At 71.0% G+C, this 22,619-nt stretch carries 3 protein-coding genes; all 3 read right to left on the minus strand.

All coding sequences use genetic code 11. The features are described from left to right. On the minus strand, nucleotides 1-15,568 hold a 15,568-nt coding region (locus tag H5J31_RS35360), incomplete at its 3' end, for a type I polyketide synthase (protein WP_181777034.1). Nucleotides 15,569-15,920: 352 nt separating this feature from the next. Continuing rightward, on the minus strand, nucleotides 15,921-18,269 hold the full coding sequence (locus H5J31_RS35365) for a PQQ-dependent sugar dehydrogenase (RefSeq protein ID WP_236005580.1): 2,349 nt from the start codon (nucleotides 18,267-18,269) through the stop codon (nucleotides 15,921-15,923). Nucleotides 18,270-18,337: 68 nt separating this feature from the next. Beyond that, nucleotides 18,338-22,619, minus strand: a 4,282-nt coding sequence (locus tag H5J31_RS35370) for an SDR family NAD(P)-dependent oxidoreductase (RefSeq protein WP_456237054.1), incomplete at its 5' end; no start/stop codon positions are given.

Here is a 22,619-nt window from a genome sequence, read left to right on the forward strand (position 1 = left end):
GAGCCACCCGCGCGCCCAGCGCGCCGGTACCGCCGGTGATCAGCACCATTCCCGACGGCCGCCAAGCCACGGCTCCCGCCGGTTTCGCGAACCGGACGAGCCGCCGGGCGAACATCCCGGTGGACCGTACGGCCACCTGGTCCTCGTCCCCAGCGAGTACGTCCAGTACCCGCTCGGCGGCGCGGTCGTCACAGTCGGCGGGCAGGTCGACGAGACCGCCCCAGCGGTCGGGGGATTCGAGCCCGGCGACGCGGCCGAGGCCCCAGGCCTGTGCCTGCGCGGGGTCGGCGAGCCGGTCACCGTCACCGGTGGAGACCGCTCCCTGGGTGAGCAGCCACAGCGGCGCGTCGAGCCCGGCCGCGTCGAGTGCCTGGATCAGTGCGAGGGCTTCCGTCGCCGCGTTCGCACCCGCGGGCAGCAAGGCGGCGACGCCGGTGTACCCGCCGGGGTCCGAAGGCAACGGAAGGGTCCGGACCTCGGCGCCGAGTGCCCGGCTCACCACCTCGGCGGCCGGATGGCCGTCGGCGGGCACCAGCAGCAACCAGGAACCGGTGACACCCCCGGTCGGCCGTTCGGGCAGCCGTTGCCAGCTCACGCGATACCGCAATCCGTCCACAACGGACTCATCGCGCTGCCGCCGTCGCCACTCCGCCATCGCCGGGAGCACCGCGCTGAGCGGCTGGTCCAGATCGAGGGCGAGGCCGTCCGCCAAGGAACCGAGGTCTTGGCGGTCCACCGCCGCCCAGAACCGGCTGTCCACTTCGGACGACTGCTCCAGTGGGGTGGCGGCCGGGGCGTCGAGCCAGTATCGCTGCCGCTGGAAGGCATAGGTCGGCAAGTCGACCTGGTTGGCCGGGCCGAAGTACGCGGCCCAGTCGACCTCCCCGCCACTCGCCCACACCTTTCCCAGTGCACCGAGCGCGGAGCGCGGCTCGTCACGCTCGCCACGCAGCACCGAGGCGAAGGCGGCCTCGGTCCCCTGCTCCGGCAGGCACTCACGGGCCATCCCCGAAAGCACCCCGTCCGGCCCGAGCTCGAGCCACGTCGTCACCCCGGCACCGGTGAGAAGGCCGACCCCGTCGGCGAACCGGACGGCCTGGCGGACGTGCGCGGTCCAGTACGCGGGCTCGGACAGTCCTGTGGCGAGCTCGCCGGTCACGTTCGAAACGATCGGGATCCGCGGCTCGGCGAAGGTGAGCCCGCCGAGGACCTCGGCGAATTCCGCGAGCATCGGCTCCATCAGCGCCGAGTGGAACGCGTGGCTGACGGCCAGCCGTTTGGTACGGCGGCCCTGTTCGGTGAACCGGTCCGCCACCGCGAGCACCACGGCTTCGGCGCCGGAGATCACCACCGAACGCGGCCCGTTGACCGCGGCGACGTCGACCGTGTCCGGTACGGCTTTCAGCTGCACCAGCACTTCGTCCTCGGTGGCCTCGACCGCCACCATCGCGCCACCGGACGGCAGTGCCTGCATGAGCGACCCGCGAGCCGCCACGAGCGTGGCGGCGTCCGCGAGCGAGAACACTCCGGCGACGTGCGCGGCGGCGATCTCCCCGATGGAGTGCCCCAGCAGGAAGTCCGGGCGGACGCCCCAGGATTCGACCAGCCGGAACAACGCGACCTCGAGCGCGAACAGTGCTGCCTGGGTGAAGCGGGTCTGGTCGAGCAGCTCCGGTTCGTCTTCGAGCACCGCCCGCAGTGACCGGCCGAGCTTCGGGTCGAGTTCCGCGCAGACGGCGTCGAAGGCTTCGGTGAAGACCGGGAACTCGCGGTACAACCGCGAGCCCATTCCTCGGCGCTGGGCGCCCTGCCCGGTGAAGAGGAAGGCCAGCTTGCCGGTGTTCGCGGTACCTTCCACCACGCCTGCCGGTGTTTCCCCCGCGGCCACCGCGCCGAGTCCGGCGGCCGCACCAGCGGTGTCCTCGACGAGCACCACCGCGCGGTGTTCGTGAGCGGCACGGGAAGCGGCGAGCGACCAGCCGAAGTCGACCGGGTTCGGGGCCGTGCCGGTGAGGACACGGGCTTGGAGCCTGCTCGCCTGTGCCCGCAGCGCGGGCACCGACTTGGCGGAGAGCACCCACGGCACCAGTGGCCGGTCCGCCGTCACCGCGGCGGGCGGCGCTTCCGGTGCCTCTTCGAGGACGGTGTGCGCGTTGGTCCCGCTGATCCCGAACGAGGAGACCGCCGCCCGCCGCGGGGTCCCGTTCCGGGTCCACGGCTGGGCTTCGGTGAGCAGTTCCACCGCACCGGCCGACCAGTCCACATGCGGTGACGCCTGGTCCACGTGCAGTGTCTTCGGCAGCACGCCGTGCCGCATCGCCATGACCATCTTGATGATGCCCGCGACGCCCGCCGCGGCCTGGGTGTGCCCGAGGTTCGACTTGACCGAACCCAGCCACAGCGGCCGTTCACGGTCCTGCCCGTAGGTGGCCAGCAGGGCGTGCGCTTCGATCGGGTCACCGAGAGAGGTCCCGGTGCCGTGCGCCTCCACGACGTCCACATCGGACGGTGTGAGGCCGGCCCCGGCCAGCGCCGCCTTGATCACCCGCTGCTGCGAGGGGCCGTTGGGCGCGGTCAGCCCGTTGGACGCGCCGTCGGAGTTGACCGCGCTGCCCCGCACGACCGCGAGCACGGGGTGCCCGTGCCTCCTGGCGTCGGAGAGCCGTTCGACGACCAGCATGCCGGCACCTTCACCCCAGCTCGTGCCGTCGGCGCCGGCCGAGAACGGCTTACAGCGTCCGTTCACGGCCAACCCGCGCTGGCGGCTGAAATCGATGAAGGCCGCGGGGGTGGCCATCACGGTCACGCCGCCCGCCAGTGCCAGATCGCATTCGCCCGTGCGGAGCGACTGCATGGCCAGATGCAAGGCCACCAGCGAAGACGAGCACGCGGTGTCCACGGTGACGGCGGGGCCTTCCAGCCCGAGGGTGTAGGCGATGCGGCCGGACACGATGGACGCCGCGTTGCCGGTCAGCGCGTGTGCCTCGGTCTCCGCCGACGCGTTCTGCAGGACACTGGCGTAGTCCTGGCCCATCGTCCCGGCGAAGACGCCGGTGGCGGTGCCGCGCAGGGCGGTGGCGTCCAGCCCCGCACGTTCGAAGGCCTCCCACGCGGTCTCCAGCAGCAGCCGCTGCTGGGGGTCCATCGCCAGCGCCTCGCGGGGCGAGATGCCGAAGAACCCGGGGTCGAACTCCGTGGCGTCGTGCAGGAACCCGCCCTCGACGGTGTAGGTCGTGCCCTCGTGGGCGGGGTCCGGGTGGTACAGCGCCTTGGCGTCCCAGCCGCGGTCGGCCGGGAACTCCGAAATCGCGTCGCGGCCCTGGAGCAGCAGGTCCCAGAACTCCTCCGGCGAGTTCGCCCCGCCGGGGAAGCGGCAGGCCATGCCGACGATGACGATCGGGTCGTCCGTGACCGCCTGCCGCCGCACCGGTGCGGTGTCGGGGGCGGGCTGGGTGCCGAGCAGTTCGGTGCGCAGGTACGTCCCGAGCACCGCCGGGCTGGGGTAGTCGAAGATCAGCGTGGCCGGCAGTTTCGCGCCGATCGCGGAAGCCAGCCGGTTGCGCAGTTCGACCGAGGTCAGCGAGTCGAACCCGAGATCCTTGAACGCCTGCAGCGGTTCGATGCGGTCCGCCGAGGCATACCCGAGCACGATCGCCGCGTTGGCCCGCACCAGGTCGGTGAGCTGCTTGTCCTGTTCCGCCGGGGACAGCCCGGAAAGCTCGCTCACCAGGGAGCCACCGTCGCCGACCTTGCCGGAGGCAGCGCGCCGGGTGGACGGCCGGGTGAGCCCCCGGAGCAGTGCCGGTACGGCCGTGTCCCGCAGGGAGGCCGGGTCGAGCGGAGCGGGGACCAGCAGGGACGCGGCCCGCGCACGGGCGGCGTCGAACAGTGCCAGCCCCTCTTCCGGCCGGATCGCGGCGCTGCCGGACCGGGCGGCGCGGTCGGCGACACCGAGGGTCGCCCCCATGCCACTGTTTTCCTGATCCCACAGACCCCACGCCAGCGACAGTCCTGGCAAGCCGTTCGCCCGGCGATGAGCCGCGAGAGCATCCAGGAACACATTCGCCGCCGAGTAATTCGCCTGACCGGGGTTACCGAAAACTCCCGAAGCCGACGAAAACACCACGAACTCAGCCAAATCCTGGTTCTTCGTCAACTCGTGCAGATTCCACGCCGCGTCCGCCTTGGGACCCAATACCCCGGCGACACGGTCGGCGGTCAACGACTCCACGACCCCGTCATCCAGCACCCCGGCGGTGTGCACCACCGCCGTTAGGTCCACAGTGGACAGAGCATCGGCCAGTGCCTCGCGGTCGGCCACGTCACACGCGGCCACCGACACCTCGACACCCAGACCGGTCAGTTCATCGACCAACTCGGCAGCACCAGGAGCCGACAGACCACGACGACTCACCAGCAACAGTTTCCGCGCGCCCTGGCCGACCAGGTGCCGCGCCACCAAAGCACCCAGATTCCCGGTACCACCGGTGATCAGCACCGTCCCCGCCGGATCAAGCGGCCGCGGCACGCTGAGCACAACCTTGCCCACGTGCTTCGCCTGGGACATGAAACGGAACGCCTCCGGCGCCTGCCTTACGTCCCACACCCGAGACGGCAACGGCGAGAGCGCCTCCGTCTCGAACAGCCCCACCAACTCGGCCAGCATTTCGCCGATCCGCACCGGACCGGCCTCGATCAGATCGAACGCCTGATAGGCAACACCGGGGAACTCGACCGCGATCTGATCCGGCTCACGGACATCCGTCTTGCCCATTTCCACGAACCGGCCGCCACGCGGCAACAACCGCAACGAGGCATCGACGAACTCGCCCGCCAGCGCGTCCAAGACCACATCCACGCCACGACCATCCGTCGCGGCGAGGAACTTCGCCTCGAAACCGGTATCCCGCGACGAGGCGACATGACCATCGGCCACACCCAGCGCGCGAACCGCGTCCCACTTGCCCGCACTCGCCGTCGCGAAGACCTCGGCGCCCCAATGCCGGGCCAGCTGTACAGCGGCCATGCCCACCCCACCGGCGGCCGCGTGCACCAGCACCGCGTCCCCCGACCTGACGTCGGCCAAATCACGCAAAGCGTAGAACGCGGTGAGAAAGACCAGTGGCACCGACGCGGCGTCCACAAAGGACCATCCGGCCGGAATCCTGGCCAGCATCCGGGAATCGGCCACCGCCACCGGACCGAAAGACGCCGAGATCAGGCCGAGCACGCGATCGCCCGGAGCCAGTCCGGTGACCTTCGCGCCGACCTCCAGCACCACTCCGGCGCCTTCCATGCCCATCAGACCGGCGTCGCCGGGATACATGCCCAACGCGTTCAGCACGTCACGGAAGTTCACCCCGGCGGCCCGCATGGCGACACGCACTTCGAGCTCGCCCAGCGGTTCCCGAGCGGCGGGCCAAGGCAGCAGGCTGAGGTTTCCCAGCGTGCCCTTGCCGATGCTGTCGAGGCGCCAAGGTCCGTCCGCGGGCGCCGCCAGCTCGGCGGTACGGGAAACGCGGGCGAGGCGTGGCACGAAAAGCTCGCCGCCCCGTACCGCGATCTCCGGCTCACCGGTGAGCGAAAGTGCCGGCGCGAGGGATCGCGAGTCTTCGTCGACGTCCACCACCAGCACGCGGCCGGGGTGCTCGGACTGAACACTGCGCAGCAGGCCGTGGACGGCGGCTGCGGGGAGGTCACGGACGTCCTCGCCCGCACTCGTCGCGACCGCGCCGCACGTCCGCACCACCAGCAGTGAGTCCTCGAAAGCTTTGTCGCGCAACCACTCTTGAACGAGCGCGAGCGTCGACGAAGTCAGTTCACCCGAGGCCGCACCGACGGCCGCACAGTCGACGACCACGATCGCGGGCACTTCGCCGGTCAACTCGGCGAGGTCCGCGACCACCGTCACGTCGGTGTCCACTGTGTCCACGGCAGGACCGGCCGGGACCGCGACCCAGTCGACCGTCCACAAGGTGTCCGCCGGGATCGCGGAGTCCCGTACCGAATCCGCGGTCACCGCACGCAGAGCCAACGAGCCGACCTCGGCGACCGGTGCCCCTTCGGCATCGGCGACCAGCACCGACACCGAGTCCGGACCGGCCGGGCTGAGCTTGACCCGCACGGCCGTGGCCGAGGTGGCGTGCAGTGCCACGTCGCTCCACACGAACGGAAGGAAGCCGGCGCCCGGGTCGGAGACGAACCCGCCGAACCCGATTCCGTGCAACGCGGCGTCGAGCAGCGCGGGGTGCAGACCACACCGGGCCGCCTCGGAATGCTCTTCCGACGGCAGCTCGACCTCGGTGTAGACGTCCTCCCCGAGAGTCCATACGGCACGCAGGCCGCGGAAGGCCGGACCGTAGCGGAAGCCCTCGCCGAAACTCTCGTAGAACTCACCGAGTTCGACCGGTACCGCGCCGGGTGGCGGCCAGGCGCTCAGCGCATCCGGCTGCCCGGCAGGCGGCTCGGCGACCAGCGTGCCGACGGCGTGCTGAGTCCACTCCTCCCCGTCGGAGTCGCGACGCGAGTAAATCGCGATCTCCCGTCCCGCCCCTTCGTCGGCCGGGCGCAGGACCACTTGGAGCCGCACCCCGCCGGTGTCCGGGAGGACGAGCGGCGCCGACAGCGTGAGCTCGGCGAGCCGGTCGTATCCGGTCCGTTTTCCGGCCTGTAGCGCCAGTTCGACGAACGCGGTCCCCGGCAGGAGTACCCGGTCGTGGACCACGTGGTCGGCCAGCCAGCCGTGGGTGGCCAGCGCGAGGCGGCCGGTGAGGACCAGTTCGCCGTCCGCGACCTCCACCGCCGCGCCGAGCAGCGGGTGGTCGGCGCTGCCGAGCCCGGCCGCCGTGAGGTCGCCGTTCCCGCCCATTCCCTTCGGCCAGAAGTGTTCGTGCTGGAAGGCGTAGGTGGGCAGCTCGACCCGGTTGCCGGTGAGCAGGGCGGGCCAGTCCACCGCGATCCCCCGGGTGTGCAGCGCGCTGATCATGCTCAGCGCCGAACGCACCTCGGGCCGGTCCGCGCGCAGTACCGGTACGAACAGGTTTTCCGCGTCGGGCAAGGTCCGCTGGGCGAGTCCGCTCAACACCCCGTCGGGGCCCAGTTCGACGAAGGTGGTCACGCCCTGCGCGGCCAGTTCCCCCACCCCGTCGGCGAACCGCACCGCGGCGCGGACGTGCTCGAGCCAGTACCCGGGTGAAGCGATTTCGGTGGTCACGGCCCCCGACACGGTGGACACCAGCGGAATCGCCGGTTCGTGGTAGGTCAGCGTGGCGAGTACTTCGGCGAACCCGACGAGCATGGGCTCCATCAACGGCGAGTGGAACGCGTGGCTGACCGCGAGCCGCTTCGTCTTGCGGCCCTTGGCCGCGAACTCGGCCGCGATCCGGCTCACCACGTCCTCGGCGCCCGAGAGGACCACCGATTCGGGACCGTTCACCGCGGCGACCCCGAACTCGCCGTCCGGTTCGAACTCGTCCTCGGTCGCCTCCACGGCCACCATCGCCCCGCCGTCGGGCAGCGCCTGCATCAGCCGTCCGCGGGCGGTGATCAGTTTGCCCGCGTCCGCCAGGGAGAACACGCCCGCCACATGGGCCGCCGCGACCTCGCCGATCGAATGCCCCAGCAGGAAGTCGGCCCTGATCCCCCAGGACTCGGCCAGCCGGTACAGCGCGACCTCGATCGCGAACAGGGCGGGCTGGGAGAACTCCGTCCGGTTCAGCGCTTCGGCGTCTCCTGCCACGACCTCACTCAGCCCCGAAGGCAAGTGGGCGCAGGCAGCGTCGTAGGCCTCGGCGAACACCGGGAACTCCGCGTACAACTCCCGTCCCATGGCCACCCGCTGGGCACCCTGGCCGCTGAACAGGAACGCGAGCTTGCCCCGCACGGGCGTCCCGGTGACGACGGTGGCCGAGGACTCACCGTCGGCCAGCGCGGTCAGCGACCGCAGCAGTTCGTCCTTGTCCTCACCGAGCAAGACCGCGCGGTGCTCCAGCGCGGCTCGGGTCGTCGCCAGCGAGAACGCCACATCGGTGACGTCCATCGGAGAGTCCACAAAGGAACGCAGCCGTCCGGCCTGCGCTCGCAACGCGGCACCGGTCTTCGCCGAGAGCACCAAGGGCAGCACCGACGGCGCGGCGCTCTCACGGACCGGGGCCCCGGCGGGCGCCTGTTCGATGATGGTGTGCGCGTTGGTCCCGCTGATACCGAACGAAGAGATCCCCGCCCGTCGCGGACGCCCGGCCGACGGCCAGGGCCTGGCCTCGGTGAGCAGCTCCACCACCCCGGACGACCAGTCCACCTGAGACGAGGGCGAGTCCACGTGCAACGACTTCGGCAGCACACCGTGCCGCATCGCCAGCACCATCTTGATCACGCCCGCGACCCCGGCCGCGGCCTGGGTGTGCCCCAGGTTCGACTTCACCGACCCCAGCCACAACGGTTCTTCCCGGTCCTGGCCGTAGGTCGCGAGCAGCGCCTGCGCCTCGATCGGGTCGCCCAGCGCGGTGCCCGTGCCGTGCGCCTCGACAGCGTCCACATCGGACGGTGAGAGGCCGGCGCTCGCCAGCGCCGCCCGGATGACCCGTTGCTGCGAAGGACCATTCGGTGCCGTCAAACCATTCGACGCGCCATCGGAGTTCACCGCGCTGCCCCGCACCACCGCGAGCACGGGGTGACCGAGCCGCCGGGCGTCCGACAACCGTTCCACCAGCAGCATTCCGGCGCCCTCGCCCCAGCCCGTGCCGTCCGCGCCCTCGGCGAAGGGCTTGCATCGGCCGTCGGCGGCAAGGCCGCGCTGGCGGCTGAATTCGACGAACGTCGCCGGGGTGGCCATCACCGTGACGCCGCCGGCCAGCGCGAGATCGCATTCGCCCCGCCGGAGGGACTGGGCCGCCAGGTGCAACGCGACCAGTGAGGACGAGCAAGCGGTGTCGACGGTGACCGCGGGGCCTTCCAGCCCCAGGACGTAGGCGATCCGGCCGGAGACCACCGCGCCCGCCGTACCGGTGAGGACGTGCATCTCCGTTTCCGCCGGCGCGTTCTTCAGCACGTTCGCGTAGTCGGAACCGCCTGCCCCCGCGAACACCCCGGTGGCGGAACCGCGCAAGGACAGCGGGTCGATACCCGCCCTTTCCAGCGCTTCCCAAGAGGTTTCCAGCAACAGCCGCTGCTGCGGGTCCATCGCGAGCGCTTCACGCGGGGAAATCCCGAAGAACGCGGGGTCGAAGTCGGCGGCGCCGGTCACGAAGCCACCGTCGACGGTGTACATCGTCCCGGGCTTGTCCGGGTCGGCGTCGTAGAGCCGGTCGATGTCCCAGCCGCGGTCGGACGGCATGGGGCCGATCGCGTCGGCGCCGTCCTCGAGCAGCCGCCACAGCCCCTCCGGGCCGTCGATGCCGCCCGGCAGGCGGCAGGCCATGCCGACGATGGCGATCGGTTCGTCGGTCACCCCGACGGTGGCGCGAGCCGGTGTGGCGGTGTCCGCGGCACCGCCACGCAGCTCCTCGTCGAGGAACCGGCCGAGCACGATCGGCGCCGGATAGTCGAAGACCAGGGTCGCCGGCAGCTTCAGCCCGGTGGCGGCGCCGAGCCGGTTGCGCAGTTCGATCGCGGTCAGCGAGTCGAAGCCGAGTTCCTTGAAAGCGCGGCCGGGATCGACGCTGTCGGCCGAACGGTGGGCGAGCACCACCGCGGCCTCGGCGCGGACCAGGTCCACCAGTGCCTGTTCACGGTCCACTTCGGACAGTCCGGCCAGCCGCCGGGCGAGTTCACCGCCCTGTGCTGTCGCCGCGGCCGAAGCGGTCCGCCGGAAACCGGCGGACACCAAACCGCGCAGCAACGCCGGGAGAGTGCCCGCGCGGGCCTCGGCACGGAGTTCGGTCAGATCGAGGGGTGCGGGCACGAGCGTCGCGTGGGGACCGCCGCGACCGATGTCGAACAACGCGAGCCCCTGCTCGCTCGACAAGGCCGTGCTGCCTCCGCGTTCCAGCCGGGCGCGGTCGGTTTCACCGAGGCCGGCGGTCATCCCGCTGGCTTCCGCCCACAACCCCCATGCCAAGGCGACCGCGGGCAGGCCGTCGGCACGGCGCTGCTCGGCCAGCGCGTCCAGGCAGGCGTTGGCCGCCGCGTAGGCGCCCTGCCCCGGGCTGCCGAAAACCCCGGCACCGGAGGAGAAGAGCACGAACTCGGCGAGGTCGAGGTGCCTGGTCAGCCGGTGCAGCACGAGGGCCGCGTCCGCCTTGGGCCGCAGCACTCCGGTGAGCCTGTCGTCGTCGAGCGACGGGATGGTCCCGTCGTCGAGTACCCCCGCCGCGTGCACCACGGCGGTGAGCGGATGTCCGGCCGGGATCTCCGCCAGGAGCGTGCCCAGCTGGTCGGCGTCCGCGACGTCGCACGCCGCGATCCGGACCCGTGCGCCGAGCTCGGTCAGCTCGGCTTCCAGCGCGGGGGCGCGGCCGGTTCGGCTCGCCAGCAGCAGATTTTGCACGCCGTGCTCGGTGACCAGGTGCCGGGCGACCAGCCCGCCGAGGGTTCCGGTGCCACCGGTGATCAGGACGGTGCCCTGCTCGTCGAGCGGGCGCGGCACCGTGAGCACCACCTTGCCGATGTGCTTGGCCTGGGAAACGAACCGGAACGCCTCCGCGCCCCGGCGGACGTCCCAGGTGCGGATCGGCAGGAAGTCGAGCGCGCCCTCGCCGAACAGCGCCAGCACCTCGCCGAGCATCTCGCCGATCCGCCGCGGGCCGGCGTCGCCGAGGTCGAATGCTTGATAGCGCACGCCTTCGTGGGCGGCGGCGACCGCTTCGGGTTCGCGGACGTCCGTCTTGCCCATCTCCAGGAAGCGGCCACCGCGCGGCTGCAGGCGCAGCGACGCGTCGACGAACTCGTTCGCGAGCGCGTTCAGGACGACGTCCACTCCGCGGCCGCCGGTGGCCGCGAGGAACTTGTCCGCGAACTCGAGGTCCCTGGAGGAGGCGAGATGGTCGTCGTCGAGGCCGAGACCCCGCAGAACCGGCTGCTTGGCCGCGCTCGCGGTACCGAAGACCTCGATACCCCAGTGCCGGGCCAGCTGCACGGCGGCCATGCCGACGCCGCCTGCCGCCGCGTGCACCAGCAGCGACTCCCCCGCGCGCAGACCGGCGAGGTCCCGCAGCGCGTAGAAGGCGGTGAGGAACACGACGGGGACCGAAGCCGCCTCGGTGAAGCTCCAGTGCTCCGGCATGCGCACGACCGTGCGGGCGTCGGTGACCGCGAGCGGGCCGAACCCACCGGGCAGCAGCCCGAGCACCCGGTCGCCGACCGCGAATCCGGTGACCTCCGAGCCGAGCTCGGTGATGACCCCGGCGCCTTCGACGCCGATGAGCCCGGCGTCGCCGGGGTACATGCCGAGTGCGTTGAGCACGTCACGGAAGTTCAGACCGGCCGCGCGGACGGAAACCCGGACCTCCCCCGGCGCCAGCGGCGCGGCGGCCTCGGGGCAGGGCAGCAGCGCGAGCTCGGCCAGGGTGGTCTTCCGGCGGCTCTCCAGTCGCCACGGACCGGGCGGCGGCACCGCCCCCGGCTCGGCCCTGACCAGCCTCGCGCCGAACAACTTCCCGTCGCGGACCGCCACCTCGGGTTCACCGGAGGACAACGCGGCCACGACGGACGCGTGGCCGTCGTCCGCGTCGATCTGCACGACCCGGCCGGGATTCTCCTCACGGACCGACCGCAGCAGTCCCCAGACGGCCGCGGCGGCGGAGTCCGGCGCGAGATCCTCGCCGGTGGTCACCGCGTTGCCGGTGAGCAGGACGAACCGGGTGTCCGCCAGCGTCTCCTCGGCGAGCCACTCCTGGACCAGCCGCAGTACCCGGCCGACCTGGCCGGCGAGGTCCGCCGTCGTCGCGGTGAACGGGACCACCGCGTAATCGGGCACCTCGTCCCTGGCCGCCAGTTCCGTGAAACCGGTGAAGTCGTCGCCGAACACGGCGACGGACGGCTGCGCGTCCCCGGCGGGAACCGGGAGCCAGTCCAGCCGGAACAGGCTGTCGCGATGCCGGTCGGCCGGCTCGTCCGCGGCGAGCGGGCGCAGGGTGAGGGAGCCGATCTCGGCGACCGGTTCACCGGCTCCGTCCGCGACCAGCACGGCCACGGCGTCGGTCCCTCCCGGGCTCAGCCGGACCCGCAGCGAAGCGGCGGCCACCGCGTGGACCACGACGTCGGTCCAGGCGAAGGGAAGTTTGCCCGCGGTGCCACCGGGGATCAGGTCTCCGAACGCGAGTGCGTGCAGCGCGGCGTCCAGCAGCGCCGGATGGACCGCGAACCGGTCCGCGTCCGCCTTGGCTTCGGACGGCAGTTCGACCTCGGCGAACACGTCGTCGCCGAGCCGCCAGACGGCCCGCAGCCCCTGGAACGGGGGTTCGTAGGCGAATCCTTGGCGCGCGGCGTCCGCGTAGAAGTCGCCGAGCTCGACCGGTTCGGCGCCCGGCGGCGGCCAGGTGGCGAGGGTGCCCGCCGTCCGCCGGGGGCCGGAGCTGAGGAAGCCCGCCGCGTGGCGGGTCCATGCGCCGTCCGGCTCGTCCTCGGGCTGGGAGTACAGGCCGAGTTCGCGGCGCCCGCGCTCGTCCCGGCCGCCGATCGACACCTGCAGCCGGGTACCGCCGGTTTCCGGCAGGTAGAGCGGTGCCTCGATGATCAGCTCGTCGACCTGGTCGCAGCCTGCCCGATCGCCTGCCTGGACGGCGAGTTCCACGAACGCGGTGCCGGGCACCAGTACCCGCCCGTGCACCGCGTGCCCGGCGAGCCAGGGGTGGGTGGCGAGGGAAAGGCGTCCGGTGAGGACGGTCTCCTCGCCGGCGGCGAGCTCGATCACGGCACCGAGCAGCGGGTGCTCGGTCGCGGCGAGCCCGAGCCCGGTCGCGGCGGATCGCCCTGCAGCGGGAGGGGCGTCGAACCAGTATCGGTCGTGTTGGAAGGCGTAGGTGGGCAGCCCGATCCGGCGCCCGCTGACCAGCGCGGTCCAGTTCACCCGGACGCCGCGGGTGTGCAGCGCGGCCAGCGCGCCGGCCGCGCTGTGGACCTCGGGCCGATCGGCCCGCAGGAACGGCACGAGCAGGGCTTCGGTGTCGGGAAGGCAGCCCTGGGCCATCGCCGTCAGCACGCCGTCGGGGCCCAGTTCGGCGAACCGGGTCACGCCCTGGGCGGCCAACGTTTCCACGCCGTCGGCGAAACGCACCGCCTGACGTACATGATCCAGCCAATACCCCGGCGACGCCCAATCCGCGGTCAGCTCACCGGACACAGTGGACACCACCGGAATCTCCGGCGCGTTGAACGTGATCCCCTCAAGAACCTTCGAGAACTCCGCGAGCATCGGCTCCATCAACGGCGAATGGAACGCATGACTCACCTCAAGACGCTTCGTCTTACGACCCCTAGCCGCGAACTCCTCGGCAATCCGTACGACAACCGCCTCGGCACCCGAAATCACCACCGACCTCGAACCATTCACCGCAGCGATCCCGAACTCGGGCGACAACACGAACTCGTCCTCGGTCGCCTCGATCGCGACCATCACGCCGCCCTCGGGCAGCGCCTGCATCAGGCGGCCACGAGCCGACACCAGTTTTCCCGCGTCCTCCAACGAGAACACACCAGCAACATGAGCGGCCGCGATCTCACCGATCGAATGCCCCATCACAAAATCGGGACGAACACCCCACGACTCGACAAGCCGATACAGCGCGACTTCCAAAGCAAACAGAGCCGGTTGCGCGAACTCCGTACGGCCAAGATCCCCTAACGGCGGCAAAAACTCACACGCAGCATCAAAAGCCTCAGCGAAAACCGGGAACTCCGCATACAGCTCCGCCCCCATACCCACACGCTGAGAACCCTGACCAGCGAACAAAAACGCGGTCTTACCGCGCGTCGCGCCACCGGTCACCACGTCCGGTGACGTCGTTCCGTCGGCCAGGGCGGTCAGCGCCGCGAGGAGGTCGTCGTGGCTTTCGCCCAGTACGACCGCTCGGTGCTCCAGCGACGACCGGGTGGTCGCCAGCGAGAAAGCCACATCGGCGACGTCCACCGAAGGGCCGACGGCCTGCTTCAGCAGTCCGGCCTGGTCCCGCAGTGCCTCCGGCGTTTTGGCCGAAAGCACCCACGGAACCACCGCCGGGGCGTTCGACGGGAGCTCCGCGGGCTCGTCCGCCGGCGCCTGCTCGAGTACGACGTGGGCGTTGGTCCCGCTCATGCCGAACGAAGAGACACCGGCGCGGCGGGGCTGCCCGGTCTCCGGCCAAGGCCTGGCTTCGGTCAGCACCGAGACCGCGCCCGCGGTCCAGTCCACTTGGGACGTCGGCACGCCGGCGTGCAGGGTCTTCGGCAGCACACCGTGCCGCATGGCCATGATCATCTTGATCACGCCCGCGGCCCCGGCGGCCGCCTGCGTGTGCCCGATGTTGGACTTCACCGAGCCCAGCCACAGCGGTGCCGCCCGATCCTGCCCGTACGCCGCGATCAGCGCCTGCGCCTCGATCGGGTCACCGAGTGAGGTGCCGGTACCGTGCGCCTCGACGGCGTCCACATCGGACGGTTTGAGGCCGGCGCTGTCGAGCGCGGCGCGGATGACCCGCTGCTGGGAAGGACCGTTGGGAGCGGTGAGGCCACTGCTGGCGCCGTCGGAGTTGACCGCGGTGCCGCGGACCACGGCGAGCACGGTGTGCCCGTTGCGCCTGGCGTCGGAGAGCCGTTCCACCAGGAACATGCCGACGCCTTCACTCATGCTGGTGCCGTCGGCGCCTTCACCGAACGCCTTGCAGCGCGCGTCGGTGGCGAGCCCGCGCTGGCGGCTGAAGTCCTGGAACGTGGCCGGGCTCGGCATCACGGTGACCCCGCCCGCCAATGCCAGATCACATTCGCCCGCCCGCAGCGCACGGACCGCCAGGTGCAGCGTGACCAGCGACGAGGAGCACGCGGTGTCCACGGTCAGCGTGGGGCCTTCGAGGCCGAGGGTGTAGGCGATCCGGCCGGAAGCCATGCTGCCGACGTTGCCGTTGCCGACGTAACCCTCAAGATCGGCGGGGAGCTCGGCGCCGGCGAACCGGCTCAGGTAGTCGAAGTAGGCGACGCCGGAGAACACCCCGGTCCGGCTGCCACGCAGCGACGCGGGCACGATCCCGGCGTTTTCGAGCACCTCCCAGGAAACCTCGAGCAGCAGCCGCTGCTGAGGGTCCATCGCCAGCGCCTCACGCGGCGAGATACCGAAGAACCCGGCGTCGAAATCGGCGGCGTCGGACAGGAACCCGCCTTCGCGGACGTAACTGGTGCCCGGCCGGTCGGGGTCCGGGTCGTAGAGCGCCTCGAGATCCCAGCCGCGATCGGCGGGGAAGGGACCGATCGCGTCACCACCGGCGCGGACCAGCTCCCAGAGGTCCTCGGCGGAGCGCACCTCGCCGGGGAACCGGCAGCCGATGCCCACGATCGCGATCGGCTCACTCTCCGCCGCCTCCGCCGACTGCAGCCGCTGGCGCGTTTGCGCCAGGTCCGCGGTCACACGTTTGAGGTAGTCCCGAAGCTTCTGCTCATTGCTCACTCAACGCCACCTCTTCACGACGAACTCCCCACGCGCGCGGTCCGCGCGAAAATCTCGCGGCCTGACCGCGTCCGCGGGAATCCGCGAACCAAAGAATTGCCCGTACACGCACGTTTCCCCAGAATTCTCGCTGAGAATATTTGCGCCGAAGAAGGACCGACAACCCCTAACCGCCCCTAGGTCAACGCCTGGAGCAGGCGAAACGCGGGCACGCCGAAGCGGGGCCTGCCACACCGGAAAGGCTTGGCAAGCCCCGCTTCGGGGCTGTGGCGGATGTGACGGCTCCGCGCTCGGTACAGGGGGTCGTGAGTGGCGTTTCGGGTTCTAACCCGAAACGCCACTCACGACGTCACTAACAAGGGCAGACCCGGTAGTAGACGGTGTAGGTCGCCGGTTGCTCGGGCGCCTTGATGATGCGGCTGGCTCCGGCGCCGTCGCCCCACTTGTCGAACACCAGCTCGTACGGCGGGATCTCGATCTTGCCGGCGGCGCTGACCGAGAGCGCGGTGCCGACGATGACCTTCACCGTCGAGTCCGTCACCACGCCGTAGTTGCCGACGGTGACCCCGATGCCCGGTGGGTCGGATTTGAACGTGACGTCCACGGTCTGCGGCTGCAGCTCCACCGTCCTGGTGCTGACGTTGCCGTCGGAGTCGGTGGCGTTGAGCGTCAGCTCGAGGTGCGACGGGTAGGGGTGGTCGGGCGCGGCGAACTCACCCGAGGCCGTACCCGGGAACGTCTCGATGTCGTGGCTGTGGCAGTGGCCGTCCCCGGCGCAGTGCCGCATGGTCAGCTTCCAGTCCAGCGCCGAGGCGGGCAACGGGCCGTCCTGGGCGTCGGAAGCCCCACCGGAGAAGGAGATCCGCTGGCCGACCTGCCAGGTGAGCTCGGGAGCAGGCGTGGTGATCACCGGGACCGGCTCGGGCGGCGGAGCGTTGTCCACCACCACGTCGACCTTGGCCGTCGAACTCTTTCCGCCGGGGTCGGTGACCTTCAGCGCCGGGCGCACGAACTGCTTCTTCAGGTACAGCCAGCTCGCCAGCGGCCCCGTCCAGTCGTCGAACTGGCTGTCGCCGTCCAGGTCCCATTCGTACCGAAGGCGCGCGCCTTCGGGGTCGGTGGAGCCGCGGCCGTCGAACCGCACGAACAGCGGAGACCGCCCGGCGGTCGGCTTGGCCTTGATCACGGCCTTGGGCGCGACGTTCGGGTCGTTGTCGTAGGTGATCCGGCGCAGCTCGCCGGTGTCGACCGAGACGTAGTACAGGCCGCCGCCGGGACCGAACGCCAGCTGCACCGGCACCCCGAGGCCGCTGGCGAAGGTGGTCACCTTGGCCGGGTCCGGCGCGCCCTGCGCGTCCTTGCCCATCACCCAGATGCAGCCGCGGGTGCTGTCGCTGAAGAACAGCGAGTTCCGGTAGGGCTCCGGCAGGGTCTGTCCGTCGGCGAAAGCGAACCCGGACAACGAGGCACCGCTGGTGTTGGGGCAGGTGTCGTCCGGTGAAACCTTGGCACCGTTGGCGTACTGCAGAACCGGCTTCTGATCGCCGCCCTCCGCGTAGAGGGAGTCGCACTGCTTCAACCCGGCCGCCTTCCAGCCGGGATGCGGGTCCTTGCCCTCGAAGCAGGGCCAGCCCATGTTGGGAGCCTTCGCCGGGTCCGGGGTGAACCGGTTGATCTCGTCCGCCAGGGTCTCACCGACGTCGCCGAGCCAGACCTCGCCGGTCTGCGGGCGCAGGGTGAACCGGAACGGGTTGCGCATGCCGTAGGCCACGATCCGGCGCGCGTTCTCGTCGGTGCTCGACGCGTACGGGTTGCCGGGCACGCCCTGGCCGGTCAGCGGGTCGATGCGGATCACGGTGCCGTTGAGCACCATCGGCTCGCCCCCGGGACGGCGCGGCGACTGCGAACGCAGCGAACCGCCCCGAGCGTCCGGAATGGTCAGATTGGTGCCCGCGCCGCCCGGCGGGTCGGCACACGGGTTCTTCTGCTGGCCGTAGTCGACGAAGTTGAAGCTGGCGCCTTCACCGGCACTGGCGTACAGCAGGCCGTCGGGACCGAAGGCGAGCGTGTCCGCGGTGTGGCTGGGGTACTGCTGGCACCAGCCGCTGACGAGCGTCTCCGGCGCGCCGGCGATCCCGTCGGCGCCCATCGTCAGTTTGACGATGCGGTTGGTCACCACGCAGCCGTCCTCGGTGTACCCCGGCGGCGACGGACACTTGTCGTTCCACTTCGGCGCGGTCTCCCCCGGCGGCGCGTCGTAGGTGTAGAGCGCGTAGATGTAGGGCTGTTGCGGGAACTTCGGGTGCACGGCCAGCCCGATCAGACCGCGGTCCCAGCCGTCGAACACCTCGGTGCGCAGATCCGCGAAAACCTTGCCGGTCGCGGCGTCGACGGAGTCACGGACCCGGATGATCCCCGATTTCTCCGCGATGAAGGTCTTGCCGTCCGGCGCGAACGCCACCGCGGTCGGCTCGGTGAGGCCCGAGACCACGGTCTGCTGGGCGAAACCGGGTGGGAGCGCGCTCGGGGGGTCGTGTTTGGCCTCGGCCGGGCGCAGCACCGATTCGTCCGGCTGGCGCGCCGGCACCGGCGGCGCCGCCTGGGCGGTCTGGCCGCCGACGCCGGAGACCAGGGTGGTCCCGAGCAGCGCCGCGACCAGCAGCGCTGACGGCCGTAACCGTCGTCGTGTCATCTTTCGCATCACATTCAGCCTCGATCTGTTCTGTTGCCGAACCGGTCAGTGGTCAGGTCTCGCGGTCTTGCGACCGGTCACGCCTTGAGTTCGTTGTCGATGAAGTCGAAGATCTCGTCGTCGGAGGCGGCGTCGAGCTTCTCGGTGAGTCCGCCTTCCGCCTGCGACCCGCCGCCGTACCGGGCGGCCAGCGCGGTGAGCCGCTCCACCAGCTGGGCTCGCGACCGCTCGTCCAGCGTCAGCGCGGCCAGCTCCGCGTCCAGGCTGTCGAGCCTGCCCAGCAACGGCGGAGTGTCCACAGTGGACGTACTGATGGCGGCCAGGTTCTCCGCGAGCAGACCGGCCACCGGTTCCGGCGCCGGGTAGTCGAAGATCAACGTGGCGGGCAGCCGCTGCCCGACCGCCGCGTTGAGCCGGTTGCGCAGCTCGATCCCGGTCAACGAGTCGAAGCCCATCTCGAGGAATCCCCGCTGCGGATCCACCGCTGCCGCGCTCTGGTGTCCGAGCACGGTGGCGGCGTGCCCGCACACCAGGTCCAGCAGCAGCGCGGTCCGGCCGTCGTGATCCAGTCCGGCCAGCCTGCCGAGCAGCGCGGCCTGTTCGCGGTCGTCCCCGCCCGTGGCGGAGGCGGTACCCGCCGCGACACGACGGGCGGGTGCCCGCACCAGCCCGCTCAGCAACGGCGGCAGGGTGCCCGCCTTGGCCTGGGCCCGCAACACCGACGTGTCCATCGGCGACGGCATCAGCACCGGCGAGTTGTGCCGCAGCGCTTCGTCGAACAGCGCCAGGCCTTCCTCGTCGGAGATCGCGAGCCCGCCTTCCCTGGCGATGCGGCCCAGGTCCGCCGCACCCAGCGTGCCGGTGAGCTTGCTGGTGCTCGCCCAAAGTCCCCAGTCCAGCGAGATCGCGGGGAGCCCGGCTGCCCGGCGCTGCTCGGCCAAGGCGTCCAGCACCGAGTTCGCGGCCGCGTAGTTCGCCTGCCCGGGACTGCCGTAGACGCCCGCACCGGAGGAGAAGAGCACGAAGGCGGTGAGGTCGAGGTCCTTTGTGAGCTCGTGCAGGTGGATCGCGGCGTAAGCCTTGGGGCGCAAGGTCTTGTCCACTCGTTGCGGGGTGAACGAACCGAACACGCCGTCGTCCAGTACCGCGGCGGTGTGCACCACCGCGGTCAGCGGCCGGGCGGCCGGGATCGTTCCCAGCAGGGCACGGATCTCCTCCCGCTCGGACACGTCGCACGCGGCGACCGTCACCTCGGCACCGAGCTCGGCGAGCTCCGCGACCAGTTCGCCGGCACCTTCGGCTTCGGGTCCCTGCCTGCCGACGAGCAGCAGGTGGCGGACGCCGTGCCTGACGACGAGGTGCCGGGCGAGGAGACGGCCGAGGGTGCCGGTGCCGCCGGTCACGAGGACCGTGCCCTCGACGTCGAGCGTCACCGGTTCACCGGTGGGCTGCCCGGCTCGGGCCAGCCGCGGCACGAGCACCTGCCCCGCCCGCACGGCGAACTCCGGTTCACCGGTGGCCAGCGCGCCTGCCACCGCCCGCAGCGAGGCCGGATCGTCGTCGACGTGCGCCAGCACCAGCCTGCCGGGGTTCTCCGCGGTCGCGGACCGGATCAGGCCGGTGATCGCGGACTGCGCCGGCGCGTCGCGGACCAGCAGGACCAGTTTCGCGGCGGCGAACCGCTCGTCGGCCAGCCAGTCCTGCGCCAACCCGAGCACCCGGTCGGTCGCCGTCCCGATCGCGGTGATCAGCTCGTCCTCGGGGGTCTGGGGGCAGGTGGCGAATACCACCGCCGGGATCTCGGCGAGCTCTTTCGCGAGCACCGGGAGATCCGCGTACTCGACCGGTTCGAGGCCGGCGGCGGCGAGGCCGAGATGGTCCCCGCCCACCAGTACCGGTCGCTCACCGATTCGCGGTTCCACCGGCAGGGGCGTCCAGTCGAGCCGGTAGAGCGCGTCCCGGCCGGCGGACCTCGCCGCGGCGAGTTGCTCCGCCGACACAGGGCGCGCCACCAGCGAGGAGACCGACGCGACCGGAGCACCGGCGAGGTCGGCCACGTCGACGGCCACGGCGTCCTGTCCGGCAGGCGAAACCCGGACGCGCAGTGCGGCGGCGCCGGTGGCGTGCAGGGTGACGCCGGTCCACAGCAGCGGGAGACGGGTCGCCCCGTCCTCGTCGAAGCCGCCGAGTTCGGTGGTCTGCATCGCCGCGTCCAGCAGGGCGGGATGCAGGCCGTACCGGTCGGCGGTGAACCGCTGCGCGTCGGGCAGGGCGACCTCGCCGAACACCTCGTCGCCCCGGCGCCAGGCGGCCCGCAGTCCCTGGAACGCCGGTCCGTACTCGTAACCCTGTTCGGCCAGCCCGGCGTAGAAACCGGCGACGTCGACGGCTTCCGCGCCTGGCGGGGGCCACACCGTCAAGTCCGCGGTGGCCGCCGGTGCGGCCGGGCTGAGTACCCCGGCCGCGTGCCGGGTCCACTCGCCGTCGTCGAGCCTGGAGTAGAACTCGATGCCACGGCGACCGCCCTCGCCGGGTTCGGCCACGACGAGCTGCACCTGCACGCCGCCGCTGCTGGGCAGCACCAGCGGGGTCTCCATGGCCAACTCTTCGAGGTGTCCGCAGCCGATCTGGTCGCCGGCGTGGATGGCCAGTTCGAGGTACGCGGTGCCGGGGAACAGGATGGTGCCTGCGACGGCGTGCTCGGCCAGCCAGGGGTGGCTGTGCACGGACACCCGGCCGGTGAAGAGGAGCCCCTCGCCGTCCGCGAGTTCGACCGCCGCGCCGAGCAGCGGATGGTCGGTGGCGCCGAGCCCGGCGGACACGACGTTTCCGTTGCCGTTCACGCCATCCGGCCAGTAGCGCTCGTGTTGGAACGGGTAGGTCGGCAGGTCTTCGGGAACAGTCCCGGCCTTGCCGAGGAGCGTGCGCCAGTCGACGTCCGCACCATGGCAGAACGCCTCACCCGCGGAGAGCAGGAACCGGTCCAACCCACCCTCGTCACGACGCAACGTGCCCACCACCGGGACATCCACGGTGTCCTCGATCGCCATCGTCAACACCGGATGAGCGCTGACCTCCACGAACATCTGCTGCCCCTCGGCAGCCAGGTGCTCCACCGCGTCGGCGAACCGCACCGTCTGACGCAGATTCCGATACCAATAGCCACCCGTCAACTCGACCGTGTCCAGCCATCGGGAGTCCACAGTGGAATAGAACGGTATGTCGCCCGTGTGCGGGGTCACCGGAGCCAGCAGCTCAGCCAGCTGCGTCTCGATCCGCTCCACATGAGCCGAATGTGACGCGTAGTCCACCGCCACCAACCTGGCCCGAATGCCTTCAGCCTCGTAGTGGGCCTTCGCCTTCGCGAGTGCGTCGGGGTCACCCGAGAGCACCACCGCGTTCGGGCCATTCACCGCCGCGATCGACACACCCTCGCCGACCTCGGTGACAGGTGCGGCCACCGACAGCATTCCACCCAAACCGGCAAGCTCCGCAGCGATGGCCTGGCTCCGCAGCGCCACCACCCGAGCGCCGTCTTCGAGACTCAAACCACCAGCCACCACCGCAGCGGCGATCTCACCCTGCGAGTGACCCACCACCGCCGACGGAACAACACCCAACGAACGCCACACCGCGGCCAGCGACACCATCACCGACCACAACACCGGCTGAACAACATCAACCCTGGTCAAAGCAGCCTCGTCGCCCAACACCTCGAACAACGACCAGTCCACAAAGGACCCCAAAGCCTCAGCACACTCCGCCATCCGCGAAGCAAAGACCGGGCTCTCACCAAGAAGAGCCGAAGCCATCCCCAGCCACTGCGAACCCTGACCAGGGAACACGAAAACCACACGCTCAACACCCGAGCCAGAACCCCGCACCACACCAGCAGGCTGATCACCCGACGCCAAGGCTGACAGCAGTTCCGGTTGGGCCGAGCCGACGGCGACCGCGCGATACTCGAACATCGAGCGGCCCGCGAGCCCGGCGGCGACGTCGGCCGGATTGTGGTCGAGGCCGTATTCGGCCACCCGGGCGGCCAGCGCGGTGAGCGCTTCCGGGGTCTTGCCCGTGACGACCCAAGGGAGAACGGGCGGGGCCGTGGAAACCGGGGTTTCGTTGGGCGGTGCCTGTTCCAGGATCACGTGGGCGTTGGTGCCGCTGATACCGAACGCGGAAACCCCTGCCCGCCGCGGCCTTCCGGTGTCCGGCCACTCGACGGAGTCCGTCGCCAGCCGCACCGCGCCGGAAGACCAGTCCACATGCGGAGAGGGTTCGGTCACGTGCAGCGTCGCCGGGATCTGTCCGTGTTGCATGGCCATGACCATCTTCATCACGCCCGCCACACCCGCGGCC

The sequence above is a fragment of the Amycolatopsis pittospori genome, from assembly GCF_013870525.1.
Classification (GTDB): Bacteria; Actinomycetota; Actinomycetes; order Mycobacteriales; family Pseudonocardiaceae; genus Amycolatopsis; species Amycolatopsis pittospori.

Bases quoted from the DNA above. Each gene is read 5' to 3' on its own strand.
- H5J31_RS35365 (WP_236005580.1), bottom strand. From the start codon at position 18,269: ATGCGAAAGATGACACGACGACGGTTACGGCCGTCAGCGCTGCTGGTC.